We start from the raw sequence: 24,481 nt of genomic DNA, 5'->3' as shown, positions 1-24,481 counted from the left end.
TTGGTCGGGTAAAAAAGAGAAAGCGGGGTCAGGCGGTTTTCAGGCGGATCGATGCGGCGGGTGCGCTTGCCGGCTTTAGCGCATAGGCGCCGTCGCCGAGCATGGCGTGGACCAGCGACATCGCAATCAGGAACACCGGATATTCCCAGCCGCCGTTGGCGTTGCTGAATACCCAGCCATTGGCGGCATGGGCGAGCGTCGCGCCGGCGAGGATGGGCAGCAGTGTCAGGGATGCGATCCTGCCGTGGAAGCCGATGGCGATCAGGATGCCGCCGGCGATTTCCAGTGCCACCACCGGCACGGCGATGATGGTCGGCATGCCCTGGCTGGCAAGGTAACCTTCGAAGCCACTGATGGTGAACACCAGCAGTTTCAGCAGTGCATGGGTGATCCACATCGTTGCAAGGGACAGGCGCAGCAGGGTTGCTGCATAGGGTGCGAAACGTTCGTCGATCATGGCGGTACTCCTTTCAAAAACGGGTTGGTGTGGCGATAATGTAGGTCGGCATCCAATCAATGAAAATAGGCGTTCATGAAACCTTCGTATGCAAAAACGCAATCCAGCCTCGCGCTGGCGGATCTGGAGTTGTTGCTGGCATTGGTGCGCGGGCGCACGCTGGCAGGAGCGGCGGAGCGTCTCAAGCTGGATGCGTCGACGGTGTTCCGATCGGTCAAGCGGATCGAAAAGGACCTGGGTGAGTTGCTGTTCGACCGCAGCCGGCAGGGTTACCTGCCGACCGATCTCGCTTTGCGGCTTGCCGACCACGCCGAGCGTATCGAGTCGCAACTGAACGCGGCGCGCGAAGACGCGCTCAAGAGCAGCAGCGAACCATCGGGCAGCCTGCGCATCACGACCACCGACACCATCCTTCACGGCCTGCTGCTGCCGGTGCTGTCAGGCTTTGCCGCAACCTATCCGCGCATCGAGCTGGAACTCATCGTGGCGAATGCGCTGGCCGACCTCAGCCGGCGCGATGCCGATGTCGCCATCCGCGCCACCCGCAAGCCGCCCGAACATTTGGTCGGCACCCGCCTCGGCACGTTGTCCGCGGCGGTATTCGCAAGCCGCGCCTTCCTGTCGCGCAATGAACGCCCGCTGCAGTTCGAGAAACTGGACTGGGTCGCGCTCGACGAAAGCCTGGTTGATCATCCATCGCTGAAATGGCGGCGGCAGCGGTATCCGAAGCTGGTGCCGAGGATTCGTTGCAACAGCGTCATGTCGGTCGCGGGCGCCGTCATCTGGGGAATGGGCGTGGGGGTGGTTCCTTTGTTTCTGATGAAAAACAATCCGGATGTGGAAATCGTCGACGGGCCGCTGAAGGAACTGGAAACCGACCTGTGGATACTGGCGCATCCGGACATCCGGCATCTGCAGCGGGTGAAGCTGCTGTTCGACTACCTGAAGGAAAACCTGGCATTGTAAAAAGCCAACCGGCATTGCCGGCGCCGTCCGGGTCATGAGGAAATCGGCTGTAATAGTAGTTGCATAGCGAACTAATATGACCTAGAATCCATGCATGTTTGATCATTGCCTCTACTTCAACACGACAGCCTTGGCTCGTGTCCTTGAACGCGAATGGAACAAGGCGTTCAAGCCGTTCGGACTGACGCCGTCCCAGGCCTTCATGCTGCGCGTCGTACTGGAAAAGCCCGGCCTGCTGCAAAGCGAACTGGCTGCCGAACTGGCCATTTCCCGCTCGACAGCGACGCGGACGCTGGACGGACTGCAGAAACTGGAGCTGATCGAACGGCGGACCACCGAGCGCGACGGCCGGGAATTCGCAATTCATCCGACCGCTTCGGCAATCGGGATGAAAGCCGACATCAATGCAGCCAGCGGCAGGGTCACCGCCCGGCTGAAGAAGGAGCTGGGAAGTACGCACTTTGACGACACGGTCGCCAGGGTGAGAAGCATTCGCTCGACCATCGAGTGAATTTTTTTTGATCACATAGTTGCATAGCTAACTAAATGGAGCGCAAGATGCCAATCCTCAACGTAAAAGTAAGTGCGAAAAAATCCCCCGAGCTGACCCGCCAGATATCCGAGCTGCTGCTTGACCTGACGACCCGGATATTGAGAAAGAAAAGGGAAGTGACGGCAATCGCCATTGATTACGTCGATCACGATAGCTGGGTGATCGCCGGCAAGCCGCTCAGCGAACACCGCAAGAACAGCTTCTACTTCGACATCAAGATCACCGACGAAACCAATACCAAGGATGAAAAGGCCTTGTACATCAAGGAAGCATTCGCCGGATTCGCCAGGATCCTGGGAGACCTGCATGAGGAAAGCTACATCTACGTGCAGGACGTCAGGGCTGCGTCATACGGCTACGGCGGATACACGCAGGAATACCGGTACCACCATTGACGCCATGCACAGGGCGCAATGCCGGGGCGCTCCTGGAAAGCACTCCGGCACAGGAGGCTACACCTCAGCTGAATCCCACTACGGCATGCGGCACATAAGGTTCTTCCAGCCGCCTGATCTCTTCCGTGTCCAGCTTGATTGACAGTGCGGCGACCGCATCGTCGAGATGCGCCGGCCTGGTTGCGCCGATGATCGGCGCCGTGACCGGGGATTTCTGCAGTACCCATGCCAGCGCGATCTGCGCGCGCGGCACGTTGCGTTCCCTTGCAATCTCTGCGACGCGCTCCACGACCTTGCGATCGGCCTCTGCGGTGTTCTTGTAAAGCCCCTTGCCGAATTCATCCGTCTCCACCCGCGCGCTCGTCTCGTCCCAGTCGCGGGTGAGCCTGCCACGCGCCATCGGGCTCCATGGAATGACGGCGATGCCCTCGTCCCGGCACAGCGGCAGCATCTCCCGCTCCTCTTCGCGGTACAGCAGGTTGACGTAGTTCTGCATCGACACGAAGCGCGTCCAGCGGTTCATGTCGGCGACATGTAATGCCTTCGCAAATTGCCATGCGTACATCGATGACGCGCCCACATACCGCGCCTTCCCGGCCTTGACCACATCATGCAGCGCTTCCATCGTCTCCTCGATCGGCGTCTTGTAGTCCCATCGATGGATCTGGTAGAGATCGACATAATCGGTGCCGAGCCTGCGCAAGCTGGCATCGATCTCGGACAGGATGGCTTTGCGCGACAGGCCCTGGCCGTTGGGCCCGGGACGCATGCGGCCATGCACCTTGGTGGCGATGACGACTTCGTCGCGGGAGGCATAGTCTTTCAATGCACGCCCAAGGATCTCCTCGCTGGTGCCGTCGGAGTAGATGTTTGCGGTGTCGAAAAAATTGATGCCCAGGTCGAGCGCTTTCTTGATGAAGGGACGGCTGCGTTCCTCGTCCAGCGTCCAGGGGTGTGCGCCGCGGTCGGGGGCGCCGTAGCTCATGCAGCCGAGGCACAGGCGCGACACGTCAAGGCCGGTGCGGCCGAATTTGGTGTAGTCCATCGTCAATCCTTCCTGTTTGGTTCTGGTACGAATGCCGGGTTGCACCGACATGGTATGCGTAAAGGACAAGCGCCGCTTTCATCACTCATCGTTCCCGATTTGACCACAGGAAAACCATGCGATGCCCGGCGAAAAAGCATCTTCTTCCATTGGCGGTATTCAGGGACTGCAACGATGAATGTTCGACGCAATTGCCGGGCCAGCGGTGAACGAACGGCGACCGGCATCATCTGACGATCATTTGATCAATTCATGCATGTACGCCGTTGATGCGGCACGGAATGCCCTGCATCGACAACAGGCACATGCATCAGGCCGGCCATATCGATGTTGCATGGCCGGAATCCTACAAACGCAAAGGAGCTCGACATGCAGATGGTTTCGGAAGTCATGACACGCAATGTCCAATTCATTTCCCCGCAGGAGACCGTGCAGCGCGCCGCCCAGATGATGGACGACCTGAACGTCGGCGCATTGCCCGTATGCGAGGGCGACCGCCTGGTCGGCATGGTGACGGACCGTGACATTACGGTGCGTGCAACGTCGGCCGGCATGGCGCCGGACGAAGCGGTCGTCGACCAGGTGATGAGCACCGATGTGCGCTGGTGCTTCGAGGACCAGCCGCTCGATGAAGTGATGCGGCAGATGGCGGATACCCAGATCCGCCGCGTGCCCGTGGTGTCGCATGATGACGCCCACAGGCTGATCGGCATCGTTTCGCTGGGCGATGTGGCGACCAAGTCCGCTGACACGGGGAAACAGGATGTCGAGCGGATCATGAAGAAGGTGTCCTATCCGGCGGAACCCGATCTCTCGTCCCGCGGCGGCACATCCGGAGACGGCGCGAACGAAGCGGGAGAGGTACGGGCGTCCGACACCGGGACGGCATCGGGAATGGCCGGTTCCGACCTGCTGGCCGATACGATGACGCCCGGCATCGAAATATCGTCGACCGGCGATCCGAGCGATATGGTCGAAGTCACGCCATCCGATTTGGTCAACAAGAATGCACCCGGCAGTACCAGCCTGAACCCCGACAGCCCCGCCGAGCGCCTGAAGGGACATGAAGGCGAGGAGACCACCGTCCTGCACCGAAACGTGGACACGCGGGACACCACGACCGGCGGGGTCGGTGCGCAGGACGGCATCAGTGCGGCCGGTGCGTCGGGCGCATCCGGCGGCACCGCCGGTACGTCAGGCTCTCCCGGTACGGGCATCGGCGCAAAACCCTGATCCACGCGGCGCAGGGCCGGCCCTGGTTTCCGATGGCTTTCGGCTTGCCTGTCCCGTTGCCGGCCTTGCATTCCTTCTAGGCAGGCAATATTTTTTTCGGTAAGGTATCGGCGGGGCGCGGCACCATTCCTGCGCCGGATATCAGGGTGCGACGATTTATGGAAGAAGCAAAGGGCGACTCCGCCGCCATGCGGATTCGTGATTTGAAAGGGCTCGGTCCGAAAACCGAACAGATGCTGTCAATCATCGGCATTACCCGTGCCGAACAGTTGCTGGCCGGCGATCCGTTCGAAATATATGCGCAACTCAGGCAACACATCCCCGGCACCAGCCTGAACGCACTGTATGCGCTGATCGGCGCAATCGAGAACGTTCATTGGCAAGAGATAAAGCGGCAGAGGCGAATCGAGATTATCCTCAGGCTGGAGGACATGGGTATTGCTCCGTGACCGCCTGACCATGTGCAACCGATCGTCCGCATTGCCCGTCGAATGAACGAGACCAAGCGCTTTTCATCCCTGACTTCTCCCACCGGCGTTGCCGGTGACAATGCGCGTCTGGCGCTTCAATGCGATGGCCGGGCCACCGGCGTGTTCCTGAGCGGCGACACGCTCCAGTATCAATATCGCTGCACAGGCGGTTATCTGCTGGTGACCTGCTACGACTATTTCGATGGCGTGCAGTACTGGTTCACGCTGCTCAGTGACGACCTCAGGGTAATCGATGTGATTTCGACGCCGGACGCATTCGGCTTCATGCAGGAGATCGGGCAACCCGGCCCGGACATGCTGTCATTTGGGTTCTTCGATGCCGCGGACCGCTGGCGCCTCGCCGTGATCTCCGGCGGGGCCGATGGGCCGCCATCGGATGGCGGCACCCGGCGGCCTTTGCGCTTCTTCCTGCGGCCGAGGCGCATCAGGCTGTGGAAGGAAGATCCGGTGTCCGCCCTCGGCAAGGTATCGCAGGCAATTTCCTGACCGTCTATTTCCTGATCTCGGTGATCGCACCGCCGCAATTGACAAAGCAGCTACGGTAATCCGCTTCGCAGCGGTAGGTGTTTTCGCTCACGAAGCACGAGTCCCGCCGCTTCTCGCAGTTCTGCGTTTCTTCCTTGCTCCGCGCCCTTGACAGGCATGCGCGGTAATTGCGGCTGCTGTTCCGTTCGCAGGTGGCCCGTTCTGCCTCCGCACGCTGCATTTCGTTGCCGTGACACATTTCCTTGACGCCGGCACACTGCGCGACGCACATCCGCCCCTGCTCGGTCGGCGGTGCCCTGTACTGGTATTCGACGGTTTCGCAGCCGGCAAGCATGAGCAACAGTGTGGCGGCGGACAGGGCAAGGAGGCGCATGATGTTTCGGCTGAGGTTGAATTCAGGCAATTGTAGTGAGGGCGGCTGCCAAAGTCCATGCGGTCCACATGGGTGATCCGATCGCCTGCTCGCATGCTTCCGCTCTGAATAGAACGGTCGTTGCATTGTGTGCGTAGTAGTGCGTATTGAGGAGAGATGAACACACGGTGACAATCTGCGGGTCATTGGAATTCCTCAACCCTCCTCCGGGTGGGATTGGTCCGCGCGTCGAAAGGTGCGCGGACTTTTTTTCGGGATGGCGGAACGCGTCGACAGCATGACGGCGCCGGTGCGGCGCTATCATATATATGCATTCCGGCAAACTTCATGGAAGATCGTGCCGATCCAACAATCTGAAAAAGGAAACTCCATGTTCAAGGTCTATGGCGATATCCAGTCGGGGAACTGCTACAAGGTCAAGCTACTGATGTCCCTGCTCGATATCGAGCATGAATGGATCCCGGTGAGCGTGCTCGGCAGCGAAACCAAAAGCGCGCCCTTTCTCGCCATGAACCCGAATGCCAAGATTCCGGTGCTCGACCTCGGCAACGGCGAATACCTTCCCGAATCCAACGCCATACTCAACTATCTCGCGGACGGCACCGATTTCCTGCCTTCCGATCGCCTGCAGCGGGCCCGCGTACTGCAATGGCAATTCTTCGAGCAGTACAGCCATGAGCCGTATGTGGCGGTGGCGCGGTTCATCGCCAAGTATCTCGGGTTGCCGGACGACCGCCGCCAGGACTATCTGTCGAAGCAGGAAGGCGGGCATAAGGCCTTGCGCGTGATGGAGCGCCAGCTCGCGCAGACCGATTACCTCGCCGGCAGCCGTTACACGATCGCCGACATTTCGCTGTATGCCTACACCCATGTCGCCGACGAGGGCGGTTTCGCTCTTTCCGGCTATCCGGCCATCTCCGCCTGGCTGGCACGGGTGGCGGCCCATCCCCGCCACGTCACGATCGCGCAATTCCTGTAATGAACCGCGCCCGGCACCCAGCGCACGCGGCGGCAGGCCGATGAAGCAGGATGTTCTGCACCGCCTCGTCCGTGATGGCGACCTTGCGGGCGTACGCCGGTATCTGGCCGCCCATCGACGGGGCCGGGGCGGGCATAGCGGTATCGACACCTACGACCGCAAGGGCTACACGCCGCTGATGCAGGCGGTGATCAGTCCGCTTGCGGATGCCGAACTGGTACGCATGCTTCTCGATCATGGCGCGGATATGCAAGCGCAGAGCCGCTGCGCATATCAGCCGAATGCCGGTGTGTTGCCGCTCGCACTGGGCGGTGGCGATCCGGCGAAGGTCCGCCTGCTGGTGGAGCGGGGCGCCGATCTCCGGTATTGCCGCGCGGAGGGCTACACCGCATTGATCGACGCCGTGTATGGCCGCGACGTATTGCGTGACGTGCGCCTCATCAAATTGCTGCAGCTATTGATTGCGCACCAGGTCGACCTGAATGCCGTCACCCGTTACCAGGAGACGGGATGCCGGGTGCTCTCGCGCATCGGCAGGTTCGACGCGGTACAGGTCCTGCTGGATGCCGGCGCGGATGAAAGCCAGCTTGCCTGGACGCCGCTGATCCGTGCGACGACCTGTGGCACGGTCGATGACGTCGCGCGCCTGCTGAACAAGGGAGTGGCGCTGGAAGGCCGCGACTGGTGGGAGCGGAATGCATGGCTGGTCGCCATCCAGACCGGCGATATCGGCAAGGCGCAACTGCTGTATGACCGTGGCGTGGATACCGGGGCGCGGGGGCGTTGCGGCAAGCCAGCCTTGTCTTATGCCATTGAAAACTTTCACGCCGCCATGCTCTCATGGTTGATCGATCTCGGCTGCCCGCTGGAAGACACCGATGATTTCGGCATGACGCCCCTGATGACCGCCGCCGAAAACGGCAATGACACCGCCGTCGATCTGCTCCTGCGCGCCGGCGCGGCGCCCGATGCGTCGAAAGGCAGCCAGACCGCCCTGAACCATGCCTGCACCCGCGACGCGGTCCGGCATCTGCTCAATGCGGGTGCCGATCCGTCTCAGTTATCGAACGAAGGCACCCGTGCGGTGCTCGGCCTGCCGCCCGATCCGGATCCCGATTTGCTGGACGTCACCGCCGCGGAATTTCTTGAGGGGCGTGAACGCCGCTTCGGCCGCCGCAATCCCGAACGGCAGGATTCCCCTTTCCGCATCGCGATGATCCGGGCTGGCGTCACGGCGTACGAAGCGGCCCGGCAATACGAGGAAACCGCCGGCCGATCCGCATCGCCGGTCTGGTGCGCGAAGCGCTTCGGCCAGTCGATGACGTTTCTGCCGGACGGGCGCATCGTCCAGGTCGGCGGCGAACACGAAGACAGCTACGACCCCGACTTCTGCATCTACAACGACGTGTTCGTGCATCGGCCGGACGGGGAAATTGCGATCTACGGCTATCCGGAAGCGGATTTCCCGCCCACTGATTTTCATAGCGCCACCCTAGTCGGGAATTGCATTTACCTGATTGGCTCGCTGGGGTATTACGGCCGTCGGCGCTACGGATCGACACCGGTGTATCGGCTCGACACCACCGATTTCCACATCAGGGAAATGCATGTGGCCGGAGACAGGCCGGGATGGATCTACCGGCATGTTGCACGCAAAACCGCGGACAATCGCATACGCGTCTCCGGCGGCATCGTACTCGACCGGAAAAGCGATGTGGAGACGCAGGTCGACAATACCCGCGTGTTCGAGTTGGATATCGCGCGCATGTGCTGGACCGAAATTCCGCAGCCATGAGGCGACGGACTGCCTTCCCGCCGCGCGTGTAGACTAACCGCTCCCCAAGGAAAACCCCGACGATGCACATCCGTTCCCGCCTGCTGCTGCTTGTCCTCGCCGTGTTGATTCCGTCGTTCATCGCCGCAGCCCTGGGCATCGGCTACGTCTACAAGGAAGCGATCGAGTCGCAGCATGAAAACATGCGCGAGACCACGCGCGCGTGGGCGCTGCTGCTCGACAAGGAGTTCGCCAAACGCGAAGCCATCCTGCAGGTACTCGCGCTATCGCCTGCCTTGCAAAGCCGTGATATCAAGACCTTCTATGCGCAGGCGAAAGCGGTGGCAAGCGGGCAGGAAAATGTGATCGTGCTGTCCGATACGGACGGCCAGCAGCTGCTTAATACCCGCCTTTCGCCGGACGCAACCGGGCTGCCGAAATCCCTTTCGCATGCCGAGCTGCGCAGCCGTTACGGTCCGGACGCCACCATCATGTCGAACCTGTATCTCGCGCCCATCGGCAAAAGGCACAGCTTCTCGGTACAGGTGCCGGTGACCATCGACGGCCGCATCGTCTACTACCTCGCCATGGGCTCGTTCGCCAGCCAGCTTCAATCGGTCTTCGAAGGACAGAACATGCCTGCCGACTGGCACGGATCCATTCTCGACCGCAACGGCGTGGTGGTGGCGCGCAGCAAGGAACCTGGCATCTACGTCGGCAAGCGGGTACAGGACGACTTTGTCAGGAAGCTGGCGGACAACAGCGGTTTCTATGAAGGCGTGTCGCTGCACGGCGCACCCTCCATCGGCTACTTCAGCCGCGCCCCCAGTTCGGAATGGACCTTCGTCGTCGCCGTGCCGAAAGCGTCGATTCAGCGTACCGTGGTCAATGCGACGGCCGCCGTCGGGGCGCTCGCCCTGCTGCTGCTCGGGTTGGCGGTGCTCGGCGCCCTTGCGGTCGGCCGCGCCATCGCCAGCCCGATGGAAGGGCTGCGGCGGGCGGCTGAACGGCTGGGGAGGGGTGAGCCGGTCGCGCCCGCGACATCCGGCATCGTCGAAATGGACGCGGTGAATGCGGCGATGGTGCAGGCGGGCGCGGAAATCGACAATGCCAAACGGGAACTCGAACAGCGCGTCGCCGAAGCGGTCGCGGTGGCGGAGCGCTCGCAGCGTGCCTTGCTGCAGGCGCAGAAGCTGGAGGCACTCGGACGGCTGACCGGCGGTATTGCCCATGACTTCAACAATGTCCTGCAAACCCTCAGCACCGGCCTGCAAGTCGTGCTGCTGTCCTCCAGCGATGCGCGTGTCACATCGACGTTGCAGGCCTGCCAGCGCGCCGTCGAACGCGCGGCCGAGCTCACCCGCCAGCTCATGGTATTCGGCAGGGTGCAGGATGCCCGCCTGGAAACCGTCGACCTGTCGCAGCAGATCGGCGCCATGGAGCCGATGCTCAAGGGTGGCCTGCGCGGCGACATCGATCTCCGCATCGACGTGGCGGAAAACATCTGGCCGGTCACGCTCGATCCGCTGCAATTCGAACTGGCGCTGCTGAACCTCGCGATCAACGCCCGCGACGCCATGCCCGGCGGCGGTACGCTGCTGCTGGAAGCACGCAATGACATCCTCGCCGGCGGCGAACTGCCGCCGGGCGACTACGTGCGGCTTTCACTGAAGGATTCCGGCGTGGGCATGGGCCAGGATGTGCTGGCCCATGCGGTCGACCCGTTTTTCACCACCAAGGCGGTCGGCAAGGGTTCAGGCATGGGATTGCCGCAGGCGTACGGATTTGCAAGGCAGGCCGGCGGGACGCTGGTGCTGCACGGCGAACCGGGACGGGGCACGACGGTGGTCATTTACCTGCCCCGGGCAACGCAAGCGGTCGCCCGGCCGAGAGCCGATGACGGCACGGCGCCCGCCGAAGCGTCCAGCGGCAAGGTGCTGTTCGTCGAGGATGATCCAATGGTCATGGATGTGGTGCTGCCGGCGCTGGAAGGGGCGGGCTTCAGCGTCGTCGCCGTACGCAACGGCGAGGAAGCGCTGGCGTTTCTCGATGCCGGAGCGCGGTTCGACCTGGTGTTCTCCGACATCATCATGCCGGGTGCCGTCGGCGGGATCGATCTCGCCCGTATCGTGCAATCGCGCTGGCCGCATATCAGGGTGGTGCTTGCCACCGGCTACTCCGACCGGCGGGTGGATCTGCCGGATGTCCGCGTGCTGGCCAAGCCCTACGGCGTCGGCGAACTGCTTGCGGCGCTGAACGACGCACTGCGCACCACCGGCAGGGAAGCCTGAATGCGCAAGCCGCTGCGCCGCGACCTGGAAATCAGCCGCGCCCGGCACCGGCTGGAGCGCGACGGCTTTCCGCGACTGCAGATGTGCCTGCTGGTCATGCTGACCGGCGCAGTCGGATTCGTTGCGTCCTACGGCATGCTGCAGGCGGGGCTGGAGGAAATGTGGCTGCGTTACCTGACTGCCTTCGGCATTGCATATCTCGCCTTCCTCGGGCTGTTGTGGCTATGGCTGCGAAGCAGGGCGGAAGATTATGCCGACGTGCCGGATATTTCGGGATTGGTGCCGGACGTCGGCGGCACCGCATCGCCGTCGTTTGCCGGCAAGGGCGGCACCTTCGACGGCGGCGGCGCGAGCGGTCATTTCGAGGCGGCGGGTGACGCATCGCCGTTGCGGTTCGACGGCGGTACTGTCGGCGATGCATTCGGCGTGGCGGCCGAGGCCGAGGAACTGGCGATCCCGCTGGGCGTCATCATCGTGCTCGGACTGCTGCTGTTTTCATCAATTTGGATCGTGGCCGGCGCACCGTTGCTGTTTGCCGAACTGCTGGTGGACGGCGTGCTCGCCGCCAGCCTGTACAAGCGGCTGCGTGGACTGGAAACACGTCACTGGCTGGAAACGGCGGTGCGCCGCACGATTGTTCCGTTTGCCGTGACGGCCGTGCTGGTGGCCGGCGCCGGCTGGGGCATGGCGAAGATGGTGCCGGATGCGCGTTCGATGGGGGATGTGGTGCTGCATTTCAAGGGGCGGGGTTAGGCGGTTGCATCGAAAGCCGCTTCGGAACCGATTGCGCGCAAGCGCAAGCCTTTTGGTTGGGATGGGGTGGCTTGCACAGGGGTAGTGAGGTCGAACTGCTGCATGCCGTAGATCAACCTCACTACTCCCTCCCTAGCCCTCCCCCTGCAAGGGGGACGGGACCCTGCACGAAGGCTTCTGGCGCAGCAGATCTGGCAGGCAATTCAACGACGATCCTAGATCCTGTCGAACCACGTCTTCAGACTTCCTCATCACCCGGACCTCGCCAGCACCACCGCCAAAGCAATCATCACTACCCCGATCACCCCATCCAGCACCCGCCACGTCACCGGCCGGGCAAACCATGGCGACAGCAGCCGCGCACCGTAGCCGAGCGTCGTGAACCAGACCGCCGCCGCACTCATCGCCCCCAGCGCGAACCATGCCTTGCCGTCGCCCGGTTGCTGGCCGCCCACCGCGCCCAGCAGGATCACGGCATCGAGGTACACATGCGGATTCAGCAGGGTAACGGCCAAGACTGCCGCCAGCGCCTGCCCGGCAGTCGCGCCGGCGGCCTGCGTATTGCCGGCCAGCGTACCGGCCGACAATGCCGAGCGCCATGCGCGCAGCCCGTACCACGTCAGAAACGCCGCGCCGCCCCAGCGCGCAACGGCGAGCATGAACGGACTGTCGCTGATCAGGGCGCCCATGCCGGCGACGCCCGACGCGATCAGCAGGGTTTCGCAGATGATGCAGGTCAGTACCGTCAGTCCGACATGCCGCCGCAGCAAACCCATCCGCAACACGTGGGCATTCTGCGAACCGATGGCGACGATCAGGCCGGCGCCGAGACCGAGGCCCTTGAGGTAATAAGTCAGGAACATCGAACGGCCTTTCAATGGAAAACAGCATTCTGGTCCGATGCACGGTGAAATGAAGCAAAATTGATATATTTAAGCAAAGCTGAATTTTGCTTCATCTAGGAGACAGGCAATGCAACTCGACAGCAGGCAATGCGAAGCGGTGCTGGCGGTACTCGACAGCGGCAGTTTCGAGCAGGCGGCGCTTCGCCTGCACCTGACGCCGTCGGCGGTGTCGCAACGCGTGCGCGCACTGGAAGAGTCGCTCGGCACGCCGCTCGTGGTGCGGGGCAGGCCGTGCAGGTCGACGCCGAAGGGGCAGCGGCTGCTGCAATACCTGCGGCGGGTCCGCCTGCTGGAGGAGGATTTGCAGGCGGAATTGTCCAGCGACTTCGGCGCGCCGCTCACCGTCGCCGTCGCGGTCAATGCAGACAGCCTCGGCAGCTGGTTCCTGCCGGCGCTGGCCGGGTTCCTGATTCGCGAACAGGTATTGCTCGATGTGACGGTGGACGACCAGGACCATACCCATGCATTGCTGGAAGCCGGACTGGCGCTCGGCTGCATTTCCACCGAGGCGCATGCGATGCGCGGATGCGTGGCGGCCCCCTTGGGGAACATGCGTTACCGCTGCATGGCATCGCCCGATTTTCGGGAGCGATGGTTCGGTCGCGGCATGCGTCGGGAGGCGGTTCGCCGCGCGCCGGTCATGGTGTTCAACCGCAAGGACAAGCTGCAATCGGATTTCGTGTTGCGGCATTTCGGCTTGCCGCCGGACGCTTATCCCTGCCATTACCTGCCGGCGTCGGAACCGTATCTTCAGGCCATCGTGCTGGGTCTGGGCTGGGGCATGCTGCCCGAGGTGCAGGCAAGGACGCTGATGGCGAGCGGGGCGCTCGTCGACCTGGCGCCCAGCCGGTCAGTCGATGTCGCGTTGTATTGGCATAGCTGGAAAGTGCAGTCGCCGCGCCTCGAACGGTTGTCCGGGACGCTGGTGGATGCGGCGCGGCGGGTATTCGCCTAAACCGGGGGCGCTTATTTCGATACCAGGCTGAGGACGGCGTCCGCCGGTGCGGCCCGGATGCGCTTTTCAACGGCGGGTTGAAGTCCGCAACGCAGCACTTCGCAGTCCCGGTACATCTGGCGCAGCTTGCGTTCCGCCTCGTCCCTGTCCCGGCCCATGATCGCAAGACTGTCGATCTTTTGCCCGCTGCGCGTCAGAATCGAAAAATGGAATTTCACCATAACGTCTCCGGCCTCCCGTGAATAAATGCCGCTTCTTGTTGTATTGATCGCTTTATTTCGGCATGACAATATTGCCCGGCATTATGGTAAGGAAAGGCGACTTAACGCAAGCGGTAACAGGGCTTTCCGGCATTCAAGTGCAAATTTCGACCGGCGTGCCCGCCTCGACCAGGTCGAAAAGCTCGATGATATCGGCATTGCGCATCCGTACGCATCCGTGCGACTGGGGAATGCCCATGGCGGCGTCGTCCGGGCAGCCGTGGATATAGATATAGCGCCGCATCGTATCGACCGGACCCAGCCGGTTGAATCCGGGTTGGCGACCGGACAGCCAGAGGATGCGCGAGAGGATCCAGTCGCGTTCCGGGTGCCGTGCCGCCAGTTCGGCGCCATGGATTTCGCCGGTCGGGCGGCGTCCGACGAACACCGTGCCATAAGGCATGCCGGCGCCGATTTTCGCGCGGATGAGGTGACTGCCGCGTGGCGTGCAATTGCTGCCGCGCTGCTCGCCGGGTCCATTGAGCGCGGTGGAAACGGGGTAGCGCCGCAGCAGGGCGCCGGAATCAGCGATCAATTCCAGCGTCTGCAGCGGGATATGTATATGGATGCGGGGCATGAAAATCCAGGAACGGGGCGGACGGGTTACGATAGCAGGGGGCGGTATTCCGGCACAAGCGGCATGCAGCCCATCCTGCCATGACATATTCCGAGGGGGCACCATGTGTCATTCCGATCCGACATTCGATATCACCGATGGGGCCTCGCTGGAGGCGCTGTTCGGCACCCCGGGCGCGGCATCGATCGCGAAGGAAATCGACCGCATCGACGCTAATTACCGCGCCTTGATCGAAGCCTCGCCCTTTGTCGCGCTGGCCACGGCCGGGCCGGATGGACTGGACTGTTCGCCGCGCGGCGACGGACCAGGGTTCATCCGCGTGCTGGACGACAAGACCCTGCTGCTTCCGGAACGGCGCGGCAACAACCGCATCGACAGCCTGCGCAACCTGCTTGACGATCCCCGGGTGGCATTGCTCTTCCTCATACCGGGCATCGGCGAAACCCTCCGGGTCAACGGACGTGCGACCATCAGCGCCGATCCGGCCTTGCTGAAACAGCATGAGGTCGACGGCAAGGCGCCGAAGGTGGTGCTGCTGATCACGGTCGACACCGTGTTTTTCCAGTGTTCGCGCGCGGTGGTGAGGGCGGACCTGTGGAACCCGGAACGCCATGCCGACCGTTCGCAGCTGCCGACCCCGGGTCAGATCCTTGATAGTCTCACTGCATCGGCCATCAACCGGGAGCAATACGACAGGGAATTGCCCGCCCGGTTAAAAGCGACCCTCTATTAGATGGAACGCGTTTTCAGGGATACCGCGGTGTACTGGCGCAGCCCGCTGCTGCCGGACGCCGAGCTGCTGACCGCCGAATATTACGGGCAGGAGTTCGCGCCGCACTGGCATGACAGCTACTCCATCCCCGTGATCCGCGCCGGCGCGCAGACCTATCGCTACCGGGGCGGCAAGCGGCTTGCCGCGGTCGGCAGCATCGCCGCCATCAATCCCGGTGAAATCCATACCGGTGAACGGGCCAGCGAACATGGCTGGGCCTACCGCGCCTTTTACCCGTCGGTCGAATGGATGCGCGGACTGGCCAGCGACATTGCAGGCCGCAGGGTCGATGTGCCGTGGCTGCCCGACGATGCGATCATCGACCCGGAAACCGCAGACATGCTGGCGGCGGCGCACCGCATGCTGGAGGAGGGCGCGGACTTGCTGGACGCCGATACTGCGCTGACCACCGCCTTCGCCCTGCTGCTATCCCGGCATGCGCGCGAACGGCCGCAGCCGCAGCGGTTGCTGGGTGACGGCGTCCGCGTTGCCAGGATGCAGGCGAGGATGGCGGAAGACCTGGCGCAGGCATTCACCCTGACGGAACTGGCATCCACGGTCGGCTTGTCGCCCTTCCATGCGGCACGGCTGTTCTCCGCCGCCGTCGGCATGCCGCCGCACGCATGGCGCAACCAGCTCCGCCTGAACCGGGCGCTCGCCATGCTGCGGCGGGGCGCGCCGGTGGCCGAAGTCGCCGCAGCGACCGGTTTTGCCGACCAGAGTCACTTCACCCGCCATTTCAAGCGCGCCTATGGCGCCAGTCCCGGGCACTGGCAATCCGCCTGACCGCTCGCCTGCCGGCCTGCGCAAGCGCCGCAAGAATATACAAGCTTCCTGCCGGAGCGGCCATTACCATGCCGCTTTGAAAGGATTCGCCATGCCTCACTCCACCCGCTGGTCGAGCGCCGCCGCCGGCGCCCGCGACACCCTGCCGATGCTGGTCGGCGCCGCGCCGTTCGGCATGATCTTCGGCACACTGGTGGCGTCCGGTCCGCTTGCCGCCTGGCAGGGACAATTAATGTCGATGAGCGTGTACGCCGGTTCCAGCCAGTTCATCGCGGTCGGACTGGTCGCCGGCCACGCGGGCATGCTGGTGATCTGGCTGACCACGCTGATCGTCAACCTGCGCCACATGCTCTACGCCGCCACGCTGCTGCCGCAGGTTGCCCACCTGCCGGGCCGCTGGCGCTTTACCCTCGGCTTCCTGCTGACCGATGAAACCTTCGCGGTGATGAACGGCTACTACCGGCAGCATCCGGGAGCGCCGCTCGGGCATTGGTATTTCCTCGGCTCCGGCCTGTCGATGTATGCAAACTGGCAGATCTGGACCCTGGCGGGTTTGCTGTTCGGCACGGCGTTTCCGGGTCTGCAATCGCTCGGCCTCGACTTTGCGATGGTGGCTACCTTCATCGCCATCGTGGTGCCTCAACTGTCGCGGCTTCCGCACGCCGGCGCCGCGCTGGCTGCCGGCGCATTTGCTTTCCTGCTTCGGGACTTGCCCTACAAGCTTGGGCTGCTGTCGGCGGTTCTGGCCGGCGTGGCGATCGGGATTGCGCTGACGCGCTGGCGTCAGCGGGGCGGCGTCCAGGAACGGGGCCGCGCATGAGCCACACCATCATGATTGCCGGCATGGCGCTGGTAACCGTCTTCATCAAGGCCGCCATCTTCATGCTGGGCGACCGGATCGTGTTTCCGCCGTGGCTGAAGGAAGCATTGGGATTCGTCCCGGTGACTGTACTGACCGCAATCATCGTGCCGATGATTCTCGCGCCGCAAGGCGGGGACATCGAACTTCACTGGCGCAATCCGCAACTGGTGGCGTCGATTGCCGCAGTGGCCGTGTGCGCCGCTACCGGGCGCCAGTTGCTGACCATCGTGGTCGGGCTGGCGGTCTTTTTCGGCTGGCAGTTCGGCGTGATGTAAGCGCCGGGAGCTGGCACGACGGCATACGATCGCCCCGGAAGGGGCGGCGCCCCTCAGCGTTTGGATGCCAGCATCGTGCCGCGGCAGTCCTTCGCGCCGCAAAGGCAGGCATAGGTCCGCTTCAGCTTCGCGGTGTGGCGTTCTTCAAGCTGCAGCCCGTAGTCGTAGTTAAGTTCCTCGCCGCGCTTGATGTCGCGCAGCGCGTAAATGAAGATGCGCTTCTTTTCCTCGCGCGCCTCGCAGTTGGGCTCGCAGGAATGGTTGATCCAGCGCGCATCGTTGCCGCCGCTGCCGCCGTCGATGATGCGTCCGCTTTCCAGGCTGAAGAAAAAGGTGTGTGAAGAATTCCCTTCTTTCTCAGCGTGCCGCTTTTCCGCTTTTTGCCAGCTGATGCGTTCGCCTTCATATTCGACGATCAGCGTACCTTCCGGGATCTTGCGGGTGGCGAAGGCGCCTTTGCCGTGGATCTTCGAGTCTTTGATAATGTATGGGGGCTTTGCGGTGCTGTCGGAACTGTTCATGTGTGGTCAGTGAAAACGGCTTGGCTGGGAGCATGTCGGCCTGCGGGCTGGCGGCGACGCGTCATGATGGAAAGCCGCTATTATCGTGCAAGTCAATGTCGATTGCTTGCTTCTTCGTGCGCCGGTTTGCTTTTCACCTGGCCCGCTACACACCTGTCCGATGATCCCCACGCCACTGCTTCCCGCCTCGCTGACGAACGACACTGCCCATATGGACGGCGCATTGACGCGCGCACGCGATCTTTACCTGGCCGGGACGAGCGCAACGCAGCGATGGAAGGGACGAGAGTCGTTTGTCGTGCTCGACACCGGGTTCGGCGCCGGCGCCAATTTTCTGTCGACCTGGAAGGCGTGGCAGGACGATGCGGCGGCGCCGCGGCTGCTGCATTACCTGGCGGTCGAGCCGCATCCGTTCAGCCTGTCCGATCTGGCCCGGGTCCATGCCGGCTGGCCGGAACTTGCCGTGCTGTCGGCGCAGCTGCGCGCCGCCTGGCCGCCGCCGATGCCCGGCTTTCACCGGCTGTTGCTGGCCGACGGGCGCGTCATGCTGACCCTGATATTGTCGGATGACGCTTCCTGGATGGCGAAGGTCGAAGCGCGGGCGGATGCGTTCTACCTGCATCCCGCACCGGCCGATACCGATCGATCCGGCCAGGCATCGTCCCTGTCACGGCTTGGCCGCCTGGCGGCGACGGACGCGGTCCTGGCCGGCACCGACGATCTGCCCGATCCGGCACGGGCGGCACTGGCGCAGGCCGGCTTCCGTTGCGCGCCGTTTCCTCTGCCTGACGGTCAACGGGGCCTCGTCGCCCAATTCGCACCCCGCTGGCAAGTGTCCCCGGCCGGCCTGCCCGCACCCCAACGGAAAGCGATCGTCATCGGTGCCGGCCTTGCCGGCAGCGCCGCCTGCGAGAGACTTGCGGCGCGCGGCTGGCAGGTCACACTGATCGAACGGCATGACCGGCCGGGCCAGGAGGCTTCCGGCAACCTGGCCGGCATCGTCAAACCGCTTCTCGCCAGGGACGACAATCCCGCCGCGCGGCTGGCACGGGCGGCCTATCTGTTCGCCTTGCGCTACTGGCGCCATCTCGGCGGCATCGGCACCGCATTCGACGGCGAGGCATGCGGCGTGCTGCAGGTCGCCGCCGGCGATGAGGATGCGCAGGACCAATGCCGGACGGCGATGTCGCACCAATATCCGGCGAACTATGTGCGCTGGCTGGACGGCACGGCCGTCTCGGCACTCCTCGCCGGGGAGCCGTCGCATGGCGGCTGGCTGTTTCCGGAAGGCGGCTGGGTTCGTCCGTCGAGCTTCTGCGATGCAATGCTGGCGGCCGGCGGCGAACGCATCCAGCGCCGCTTCGCATCCAGCGCCACCATGCTCATCCACGCGGATCAGCATTGGCGGGTGACCGATGCAGGCGGAACGACCATCGCCGAAGCGCCGGTCGTGATTCTTGCCAATGGAACTTATGCAACTTCCTTCCCTCAGACAGACAAACTGCCCCTGACGGCAATCCGCGGCCAGGTGACGCACCTGCCGGCCCGGTCCCTGCCGGAACTGCCGGTCGTGGTATCGGGAGAAGGCTACCTGACCCGCGCCGTCGACGGCATCTGCAGCGTGGGCGCATCGTACGATTTCGATGACGACCACCATCTGCGCCTGGACAGCCATGCGCAGAACCTCGCGCGGCTGTCGCAGCTCCTGCCGAACGCCGGCCGGGCAGTGGCGGATGCGGCGCTTGCCGGCAGGGTGGGATTCCGGTGCGCATCGCCGGACCGGCTGCCGCTGGTCGGCCCCTTGCCGGATCAGCAGGCCGGCATTGGCGGCAGCCGCCTGCGCGATGTGCCGCGCCTGCCGGGCCTGTACGGCTTGCTGGGATACGGTTCGCGCGGACTCGTATGGGCGCCGTTCTGTGCCGAACTGCTGGCTGCACAATTGAACGGCGAGCCGCTGCCGGCGGAACGCGACCTCGTGCAGGCGCTCGATCCGGCACGGTTCGCACTGAAAGCACACCGGCGCGGCGGCTGACCCTGCTTGACGGCAGCGACGCCAACGCCTGCCGGAAGGGAAGACATGCCAAAACTCGCCAGACGCGTTGCCATCGGAATCGGCGCATTGCTCGCCGTGGTGCTGGCTGCTGCCGCCATCCTCGCGGCGACCTTCGATCCGAATGACTACAAGCCGCAACTGGTGCAACTGGTTCAGGATAAATATCAGCGCACCCTGACCATTCCTGGCGACATCCAGCTCCGGTTCTTTCCCCGCATCGCCGCTGATCTCGGCCAGGCCGCGATTTCCGAACGCGGCGGCACGGCACGGTTTGCCGCTGTCGATCGTGCAAGACTGTCGCTGGCGCTTCTGCCATTGCTCTCAAAACAATTCGTGGTCGACCATATACGGATCGACGGCTTGCGCGCCGACATCCGGCGCGGCAAGGACGGTTCCACCAACTTCGATGACCTGCTCGGCAGAAATACACCGCCAGCCAGGAATGCGCCGCCGAATCCCGCTCCCGGCAGCAAGGTCGGTTTCGATATCGATAGCGTGCAGGTCATCGATGCGCAGATCCGCATCGACGACCGCCAGCAGGACCGCCGGATCGAGTTGGCCAACCTGGATATCAGGACCGGCAGGATCGCCGACGGCGTCCCGGGCAGCCTGCAACTGACAACTGAGATCAAGGCCGACAAGCCGGATGTCGATGCGCAGCTCGCGATCGACAGCGGCTTTGCATTCCACCTCGGGCAAGGGCGCTACCAGATCAAGGATCTCGACGCCAGGATCAAGGGACGGGTGGCGGGCATCACCGACCTCGTTGCCACCGCCGCCGGCGACGCCGACCTGTCTCCCTCCACAAAACGATTCACGCTCAACGGCATCCGGATCACCGCGAACGGCAAGCAGGAAGGCAAGGCAATCGATGTGAAATTCGCCATACCGGAATTTGCCGTCACCGATGCAAAGGTGAATGGCGGAAAAATCAATGGCGATCTTCGGCTGGTGCAAGGCGCGCGGACCATCAACGCCACCTTCGCCGCGCCTTCCTTCGACGGATCGCCGCAATCCTTCCGGTTGCCGGCAATCACCCTCGAGGCGGCGGTGAAGGATGCCGCCCTCGACGCGAAAGCAACGCTGGCCGGTTCATTGAGCGGCAGCATCGACAAGCTGCTGCTGAGCTCGCCGCGGATGTCACTGACCCTTGCCGGCAGCAAGGACGGCGCGGCAATCAACGGTGCATTGAACACGCCTTTCTCCGCCAACCTCGACACGATGCATATCGAATTGCCAGGCATCGAGGGCGGCTTCACCTTGCCCAATCCCGCCGGCGGCACGCTCGCCTTCAAAACCGCCGGCAACGCACGCATTGACCTCGATAAAAAAGCAATGACGGCGGCGCTCAAGGGCAGCCTGGACGACAGCACTTACGACGCCCGGCTCGGAGTGAACCGGATCGCGCCGCCGGCCTATACCTTTGATATCGGCATCGACCGGCTCGATCTTGATCGCTACAAGCGCAAGCCGGCGCCAAAGTCCGGTCCGGCCAAAGGCGCGTCGTCCCCCAAGCCGGCTGTTGACGAGCCGGTTGATCTGTCGGTCCTTCGCACGCTGCAGGCCGATGGGAGCCTGCGCATCGGTTCGCTGAAGGTGTCCGGCATCCGGGCTTCCAATGTACGCATGGGGCTGAAGGCACGTAACGGAAAAGCCGACATTGATCCATTTGCGGCCAGTCTCTATGGAGGCAATGCGGCGGGTGCGTTATCCGTCACGGCCGGCAATCCGGCCCGGATATCTGTCAGGCAGAACCTCTCCGGCATTGACGTCGGGCCGCTGCTGAGGGATGCGCTCGGCAGCGGCCGCATCGAAGGCAGGGGGAACGTGCGCCTTGATGTCAGCGGCACCGGCACCGCATTCGGACAGATCAAAAAGAGCCTCCACGGCAGCGCCGCCCTCGAACTGCGCGACGGCAGTGTACGCGGCGTAAATATTGCACAGGCGGTACGCAATGCAAAGGCGAAGATCGGCGAACTGCGGGGCGATGCGCCACCGCAGGCAGGCACCGCGGCGGCGGGCGACAAGACCGACTTCAGTGAACTGTCCGGGACCTTCCGGATCGCAGGCGGCATTGCCCGCAACGATGACCTCGGTATCAAATCGCCACTGATCCGCGTCGGCGGCGCAGGGGACATTAACCTGGGTGAAGGGCGCGTCGACTACCTTGCGAAGACCACGGTCGTATCGACGCTGGAGGGACAGGGCGGCCCGGAACTGCAGGCGCTCAAGGGCCTGACCATCCCGGTGCGGCTGTCCGGTCCTTTCGATGCGATCGGCTGGCGCGTCGATGTTGCCGGCATGGCATCCGAACTGGCCCGGCAAAAACTCGACGAGAAAAAAGAAGAGCTTCGGTCGAAAGCGCAGAAGGCGCTCGAAGGACCAAGGGGCCGGATGGAGGACAGGCTGAAGGAAGGGTTGAAAGGATTGTTTGGAAAATGAATTGATGCAGGTCCATCGCCTGCATCGGCGACCTCGCCATCAACATCGATGCATGGTCGATATGCAAATACATGAAGTGGACTGGTTTTACCTCACACCTCTGCCGATTGTTCAAGGCATCGCAACAGGTATAACGAATAAACGAAAGTCATTCGCCACCGCACATTCAAATGAGTGTCGCATTTGCGCCAATGGTTCGTTATCAAAATCAGATTTGTTACCCGCCGCGTGACAACTTACACGCAAAAAAGTTTTGCGCAATCCATCTCGTTCTGCAAAAAAACACGAGAGAAATGCTGCTTTGAAAAGAGCATTTGCCAAGCCTGATTTTCAATTTTTCGCTCTTACAAAAAATCTGCTTTTTTTGAGAAAAATTTCCTATCGGCTCTGGAAAAGTGCGCGTATTATTAAATTGCGGAGTGGAAATACACATCTGAATCCGACACCCATCCGACACACTCAACGACCGGTAGATTACAAAGGACCCACCCATGAAAATCTTTGACAACTACGCAGCACGTTATGAGCGGACGCGGGAAGAGGAATACTCCCTGCAAGAATATCTGGAGTTGTGCAAGAGCGATCGACTCGCCTATGCCAGTGCCGCTGAGCGCATGCTCGAAGCGATTGGTGAACCTGAATTGGTCGATACACGCCATGATCCGCGTCTGTCCCGGATCTTCGCAAACAAGGTAATAAAAATATATCCCGCGTTCCGTGAGTTCTACGGCACCGAGGAAGTCATCGAGCAGGTCGTATCCTATTTCCGTCACGCAGCTCAAGGCCTTGAAGAGCGCAAGCAGGTGCTGTATCTGCTTGGTCCCGTAGGCGGCGGCAAATCGTCGATCGCCGAGAAGCTCAAGGAGCTGATGGAAAAAGTCCCGTTCTATTGCATCAAGGGATCGCCCGTCAACGAGTCGCCGCTCGGACTCTTCAATGAGATCGAAGACGGCGCCATCCTCGAAGAAGATTACGGCATTCCCCGCCGCTATCTGAAGACCATCCCCAGCCCATGGGCAGTCAAGCGACTGCACGAGTTCAACGGCGACATCAACCAGTTCCGCGTGGTCAGGCGTTATCCGTCGGTGCTGAAACAGGTGGCGATCTCCAAGACCGAGCCGGGCGACGAAAACAACCAGGACATTTCCTCCCTGGTCGGCAAGGTCGACATCCGCAAGCTGGAAGACTATTCGCAGGACGATCCGGACGCGTACAGCTACTCCGGCGGCCTGTGCCTGTCGAACCAGGGCCTGATGGAATTCGTCGAGATGTTCAAGGCGCCGATCAAGGTCCTGCATCCGCTGCTGACGGCAACCCAGGAAGGCAACTACAAGGGTACCGAAGGTTTCGGCGCGATCCCGTTCGATGGCGTGGTACTGGCGCACTCGAACGAGTCGGAGTGGAAGGCATTCCGCAACAACAAGAACAACGAAGCGTTCCTCGACCGTATCTACATCGTGAAGGTGCCGTACTGCCTGCGCGTATCGGACGAGATCAAGATCTATGACAAGCTGGTCCGCAGCTCGTCGCTGTCGAAAGCGCCGTGCGCGCCCGGCACCCTGAAGATGATGGCGCAGTTCGCCGTGCTGTCACGCATCAAGGATCCGGAAAACTCCAGCATCTTCAGCAAGATGCAGGTCTATGACGGCGAGAACCTGAAGGACACCGATCCGAAGGCGAAGTCGCGCCAGGAATACACCGACTATGCCGGCGTGGACGAAGGCATGAGCGGTCTGTCGACCCGTTTCGCGTACAAGATCCTGTCCAAGGTCTTCAACTTCGATACCACCGAAGTCGCAGCCAATCCGGTGCACCTGCTGTACGTGCTGGAACAGCAGATCGAGCGCGAGCAATTCCCGGCGGAGCTGGAACAAAAGTACCTGTCCTACATCAAGGAGTATCTGGCGCAGCGTTACGTCGAGTTCATCGGCAAGGAAATCCAGACGGCTTACCTCGAAAGCTATTCCGAGTATGGCCAGAACATCTTCGACCGTTACGTGACGTTCGCCGATTACTGGATCCAGGACCAGGAATTCCGCGACCCGGATACCGGTGAAAGCTTCGACCGCGATTCGCTCAACAGCGAGCTCGAGAAGATCGAAAAGCCTGCCGGCATTTCGAATCCGAAAGACTTCCGCAACGAGATCGTCAACTTCGTGCTGCGCGCACGGGCCCAGAACAACGGAAAAAATCCAACCTGGACCAGCTATGAAAAACTGCGCACGGTGATCGAGAAGAAGATGTTCTCCAACACCGAGGAACTGCTGCCGGTGATTT

25 protein-coding genes are annotated in these 24,481 nt (G+C 62.4%); 18 read left to right on the top strand and 7 right to left on the bottom strand.

Going from position 1 to position 24,481, the window contains the following annotated elements:
* Positions 1-28: 28 nt before the first annotated feature.
* The gene (locus V7080_RS02845; RefSeq protein WP_334186884.1) at positions 29-457 is read right to left on the bottom strand and encodes a DoxX family protein; all 429 of its coding nucleotides are present in this window, start codon (positions 455-457) and stop codon (positions 29-31) included.
* A 75-nt stretch (positions 458-532) separates the two neighbouring features.
* On the opposite strand from V7080_RS02845, the gene V7080_RS02840 reads away from it, so the two are divergent.
* From V7080_RS02840 to V7080_RS02830, 3 genes are all read left to right on the top strand, one after another.
* The gene (locus V7080_RS02840) at positions 533-1,423 is read left to right on the top strand and encodes a LysR family transcriptional regulator (protein WP_334186883.1); all 891 of its coding nucleotides are present in this window, start codon (positions 533-535) and stop codon (positions 1,421-1,423) included.
* A gap of 94 nt (positions 1,424-1,517) precedes the next feature.
* The gene (locus V7080_RS02835; protein ID WP_334186882.1) at positions 1,518-1,934 is read left to right on the top strand and encodes a MarR family winged helix-turn-helix transcriptional regulator; all 417 of its coding nucleotides are present in this window, start codon (positions 1,518-1,520) and stop codon (positions 1,932-1,934) included.
* A gap of 47 nt (positions 1,935-1,981) precedes the next feature.
* Positions 1,982-2,371, top strand: coding sequence for a tautomerase family protein (locus V7080_RS02830; RefSeq protein WP_334186881.1), 390 nt, complete (start codon positions 1,982-1,984; stop codon positions 2,369-2,371).
* 64 nt (positions 2,372-2,435) lie between these two features.
* On the opposite strand, the gene V7080_RS02825 is transcribed toward V7080_RS02830, so the two are convergent.
* Positions 2,436-3,416, bottom strand: coding sequence for an aldo/keto reductase (locus V7080_RS02825; protein WP_334186880.1), 981 nt, complete (start codon positions 3,414-3,416; stop codon positions 2,436-2,438).
* A 369-nt stretch (positions 3,417-3,785) separates the two neighbouring features.
* Between V7080_RS02825 and V7080_RS02820 the strand changes: the two genes are divergently transcribed.
* The 3 genes from V7080_RS02820 (at position 3,786) to V7080_RS02810 (ending at position 5,626) form a co-directional block, all read left to right on the top strand.
* Positions 3,786-4,649, top strand: a complete 864-nt coding sequence (locus V7080_RS02820) for a CBS domain-containing protein (protein WP_334186879.1) — start codon at positions 3,786-3,788, stop codon at positions 4,647-4,649.
* A gap of 158 nt (positions 4,650-4,807) precedes the next feature.
* The gene (locus V7080_RS02815) at positions 4,808-5,098 is read left to right on the top strand and encodes a TfoX/Sxy family DNA transformation protein (protein ID WP_334186878.1); all 291 of its coding nucleotides are present in this window, start codon (positions 4,808-4,810) and stop codon (positions 5,096-5,098) included.
* Between the two features lie 12 nt (positions 5,099-5,110).
* Complete coding sequence (locus tag V7080_RS02810) at positions 5,111-5,626, top strand: hypothetical protein (protein ID WP_334186877.1); 516 nt, start codon at positions 5,111-5,113, stop codon at positions 5,624-5,626.
* Between the two features lie 4 nt (positions 5,627-5,630).
* Here the strand turns inward: V7080_RS02810 and V7080_RS02805 are convergent, their stop codons facing one another.
* The gene (locus tag V7080_RS02805) at positions 5,631-5,999 is read right to left on the bottom strand and encodes a hypothetical protein (RefSeq protein WP_334186876.1); all 369 of its coding nucleotides are present in this window, start codon (positions 5,997-5,999) and stop codon (positions 5,631-5,633) included.
* Between the two features lie 370 nt (positions 6,000-6,369).
* On the opposite strand from V7080_RS02805, the gene V7080_RS02800 reads away from it, so the two are divergent.
* The 4 genes from V7080_RS02800 to V7080_RS02785 all read left to right on the top strand — a co-directional run bounded on the left by V7080_RS02800 (position 6,370) and on the right by V7080_RS02785 (position 11,796).
* Complete coding sequence (locus tag V7080_RS02800; protein ID WP_334186875.1) at positions 6,370-6,978, top strand: glutathione S-transferase family protein; 609 nt, start codon at positions 6,370-6,372, stop codon at positions 6,976-6,978.
* Positions 6,979-7,018: 40 nt separating this feature from the next.
* A complete protein-coding gene (locus V7080_RS02795) occupies positions 7,019-8,773 on the top strand; it encodes an ankyrin repeat domain-containing protein (RefSeq protein WP_334186874.1) in 1,755 nt (584 codons plus the stop codon).
* A gap of 62 nt (positions 8,774-8,835) precedes the next feature.
* A complete protein-coding gene (locus tag V7080_RS02790; RefSeq protein ID WP_334186873.1) occupies positions 8,836-11,043 on the top strand; it encodes a hybrid sensor histidine kinase/response regulator in 2,208 nt (735 codons plus the stop codon).
* Complete coding sequence (locus tag V7080_RS02785; protein ID WP_334186872.1) at positions 11,044-11,796, top strand: hypothetical protein; 753 nt, start codon at positions 11,044-11,046, stop codon at positions 11,794-11,796.
* A 251-nt stretch (positions 11,797-12,047) separates the two neighbouring features.
* On the opposite strand, the gene V7080_RS02780 is transcribed toward V7080_RS02785, so the two are convergent.
* Positions 12,048-12,659, bottom strand: coding sequence for a LysE/ArgO family amino acid transporter (locus V7080_RS02780; protein WP_334186871.1), 612 nt, complete (start codon positions 12,657-12,659; stop codon positions 12,048-12,050).
* 109 nt (positions 12,660-12,768) lie between these two features.
* On the opposite strand from V7080_RS02780, the gene V7080_RS02775 reads away from it, so the two are divergent.
* Positions 12,769-13,656, top strand: a complete 888-nt coding sequence (locus tag V7080_RS02775; RefSeq protein WP_334186870.1) for a LysR family transcriptional regulator ArgP — start codon at positions 12,769-12,771, stop codon at positions 13,654-13,656.
* An 11-nt stretch (positions 13,657-13,667) separates the two neighbouring features.
* Here V7080_RS02775 and V7080_RS02770 read toward each other — a convergent pair whose 3' ends face one another.
* Both V7080_RS02770 and V7080_RS02765 read right to left on the bottom strand, forming a co-directional pair.
* Positions 13,668-13,877, bottom strand: coding sequence for a hypothetical protein (locus V7080_RS02770; RefSeq protein WP_334186869.1), 210 nt, complete (start codon positions 13,875-13,877; stop codon positions 13,668-13,670).
* Positions 13,878-14,010: 133 nt separating this feature from the next.
* The gene (locus V7080_RS02765; protein ID WP_334186868.1) at positions 14,011-14,493 is read right to left on the bottom strand and encodes a L,D-transpeptidase; all 483 of its coding nucleotides are present in this window, start codon (positions 14,491-14,493) and stop codon (positions 14,011-14,013) included.
* A gap of 103 nt (positions 14,494-14,596) precedes the next feature.
* Here V7080_RS02765 and V7080_RS02760 point away from each other — a divergent pair, with 103 nt between their 5' ends.
* The 4 genes from V7080_RS02760 to V7080_RS02745 all read left to right on the top strand — a co-directional run bounded on the left by V7080_RS02760 (position 14,597) and on the right by V7080_RS02745 (position 17,188).
* Positions 14,597-15,226, top strand: coding sequence for a pyridoxamine 5'-phosphate oxidase family protein (locus tag V7080_RS02760; protein ID WP_334186867.1), 630 nt, complete (start codon positions 14,597-14,599; stop codon positions 15,224-15,226).
* Positions 15,227-16,051 carry an AraC family transcriptional regulator gene (locus V7080_RS02755; protein WP_334186866.1) on the top strand — a complete coding sequence of 275 codons (825 nt, stop codon included), beginning with the start codon at positions 15,227-15,229 and terminating at the stop codon, positions 16,049-16,051.
* Positions 16,052-16,142: 91 nt separating this feature from the next.
* Complete coding sequence (locus V7080_RS02750; RefSeq protein ID WP_334186865.1) at positions 16,143-16,871, top strand: AzlC family ABC transporter permease; 729 nt, start codon at positions 16,143-16,145, stop codon at positions 16,869-16,871.
* Entirely contained in the window at positions 16,868-17,188 is a 321-nt protein-coding gene (locus V7080_RS02745; RefSeq protein WP_334186864.1) for an AzlD domain-containing protein, read from the top strand. The genes V7080_RS02750 and V7080_RS02745 overlap by 4 nt, the downstream gene beginning before the upstream one ends.
* A gap of 53 nt (positions 17,189-17,241) precedes the next feature.
* Here V7080_RS02745 and V7080_RS02740 read toward each other — a convergent pair whose 3' ends face one another.
* Positions 17,242-17,709: an SET domain-containing protein gene (locus V7080_RS02740; protein ID WP_334186863.1), complete on the bottom strand. Its 468-nt coding sequence runs from the start codon at positions 17,707-17,709 to the stop codon at positions 17,242-17,244.
* 160 nt (positions 17,710-17,869) lie between these two features.
* Between V7080_RS02740 and mnmC the strand changes: the two genes are divergently transcribed.
* From mnmC to V7080_RS02725, 3 genes are all read left to right on the top strand, one after another.
* Complete coding sequence (mnmC, locus tag V7080_RS02735) at positions 17,870-19,741, top strand: bifunctional tRNA (5-methylaminomethyl-2-thiouridine)(34)-methyltransferase MnmD/FAD-dependent 5-carboxymethylaminomethyl-2-thiouridine(34) oxidoreductase MnmC (protein ID WP_334186862.1); 1,872 nt, start codon at positions 17,870-17,872, stop codon at positions 19,739-19,741.
* 45 nt (positions 19,742-19,786) lie between these two features.
* On the top strand, positions 19,787-22,204 hold the full coding sequence (locus tag V7080_RS02730) for an AsmA family protein (protein WP_334186861.1): 2,418 nt from the start codon (positions 19,787-19,789) through the stop codon (positions 22,202-22,204).
* Between the two features lie 491 nt (positions 22,205-22,695).
* On the top strand, positions 22,696-24,481 hold a 1,786-nt coding region (locus V7080_RS02725; protein WP_334186860.1), incomplete at its 3' end, for a PrkA family serine protein kinase.

It is taken from the genome of Noviherbaspirillum sp. (genome assembly GCF_036846085.1).
In the GTDB taxonomy this organism is placed as follows: domain Bacteria; phylum Pseudomonadota; class Gammaproteobacteria; order Burkholderiales; family Burkholderiaceae_D; genus Noviherbaspirillum.
This window is presented reverse-complemented; position numbering and strand designations above follow the sequence as displayed.

Coding starts and splice junctions, on each gene's coding strand:
- V7080_RS02845 (WP_334186884.1), bottom strand. CDS start 457: ATGATCGACGAACGTTTCGCACCCTATGCAGCAACCCTGCTGCGCCTG.
- V7080_RS02840 (WP_334186883.1), top strand. CDS start 533: ATGAAACCTTCGTATGCAAAAACGCAATCCAGCCTCGCGCTGGCGGAT.
- V7080_RS02835 (WP_334186882.1), top strand. CDS start 1,518: ATGTTTGATCATTGCCTCTACTTCAACACGACAGCCTTGGCTCGTGTC.
- V7080_RS02830 (WP_334186881.1), top strand. CDS start 1,982: ATGCCAATCCTCAACGTAAAAGTAAGTGCGAAAAAATCCCCCGAGCTG.
- V7080_RS02825 (WP_334186880.1), bottom strand. CDS start 3,416: ATGGACTACACCAAATTCGGCCGCACCGGCCTTGACGTGTCGCGCCTG.
- V7080_RS02820 (WP_334186879.1), top strand. CDS start 3,786: ATGCAGATGGTTTCGGAAGTCATGACACGCAATGTCCAATTCATTTCC.
- V7080_RS02815 (WP_334186878.1), top strand. CDS start 4,808: ATGGAAGAAGCAAAGGGCGACTCCGCCGCCATGCGGATTCGTGATTTG.
- V7080_RS02805 (WP_334186876.1), bottom strand. CDS start 5,999: ATGCGCCTCCTTGCCCTGTCCGCCGCCACACTGTTGCTCATGCTTGCC.
- V7080_RS02800 (WP_334186875.1), top strand. CDS start 6,370: ATGTTCAAGGTCTATGGCGATATCCAGTCGGGGAACTGCTACAAGGTC.
- V7080_RS02795 (WP_334186874.1), top strand. CDS start 7,019: ATGAAGCAGGATGTTCTGCACCGCCTCGTCCGTGATGGCGACCTTGCG.
- V7080_RS02790 (WP_334186873.1), top strand. CDS start 8,836: ATGCACATCCGTTCCCGCCTGCTGCTGCTTGTCCTCGCCGTGTTGATT.
- V7080_RS02785 (WP_334186872.1), top strand. CDS start 11,044: ATGCGCAAGCCGCTGCGCCGCGACCTGGAAATCAGCCGCGCCCGGCAC.
- V7080_RS02780 (WP_334186871.1), bottom strand. CDS start 12,659: ATGTTCCTGACTTATTACCTCAAGGGCCTCGGTCTCGGCGCCGGCCTG.
- V7080_RS02775 (WP_334186870.1), top strand. CDS start 12,769: ATGCAACTCGACAGCAGGCAATGCGAAGCGGTGCTGGCGGTACTCGAC.
- V7080_RS02770 (WP_334186869.1), bottom strand. CDS start 13,877: ATGGTGAAATTCCATTTTTCGATTCTGACGCGCAGCGGGCAAAAGATC.
- V7080_RS02765 (WP_334186868.1), bottom strand. CDS start 14,493: ATGCCCCGCATCCATATACATATCCCGCTGCAGACGCTGGAATTGATC.
- V7080_RS02760 (WP_334186867.1), top strand. CDS start 14,597: ATGTGTCATTCCGATCCGACATTCGATATCACCGATGGGGCCTCGCTG.
- V7080_RS02755 (WP_334186866.1), top strand. CDS start 15,227: ATGGAACGCGTTTTCAGGGATACCGCGGTGTACTGGCGCAGCCCGCTG.
- V7080_RS02750 (WP_334186865.1), top strand. CDS start 16,143: ATGCCTCACTCCACCCGCTGGTCGAGCGCCGCCGCCGGCGCCCGCGAC.
- V7080_RS02745 (WP_334186864.1), top strand. CDS start 16,868: ATGAGCCACACCATCATGATTGCCGGCATGGCGCTGGTAACCGTCTTC.
- V7080_RS02740 (WP_334186863.1), bottom strand. CDS start 17,709: ATGAACAGTTCCGACAGCACCGCAAAGCCCCCATACATTATCAAAGAC.
- mnmC (WP_334186862.1), top strand. CDS start 17,870: ATGATCCCCACGCCACTGCTTCCCGCCTCGCTGACGAACGACACTGCC.
- V7080_RS02730 (WP_334186861.1), top strand. CDS start 19,787: ATGCCAAAACTCGCCAGACGCGTTGCCATCGGAATCGGCGCATTGCTC.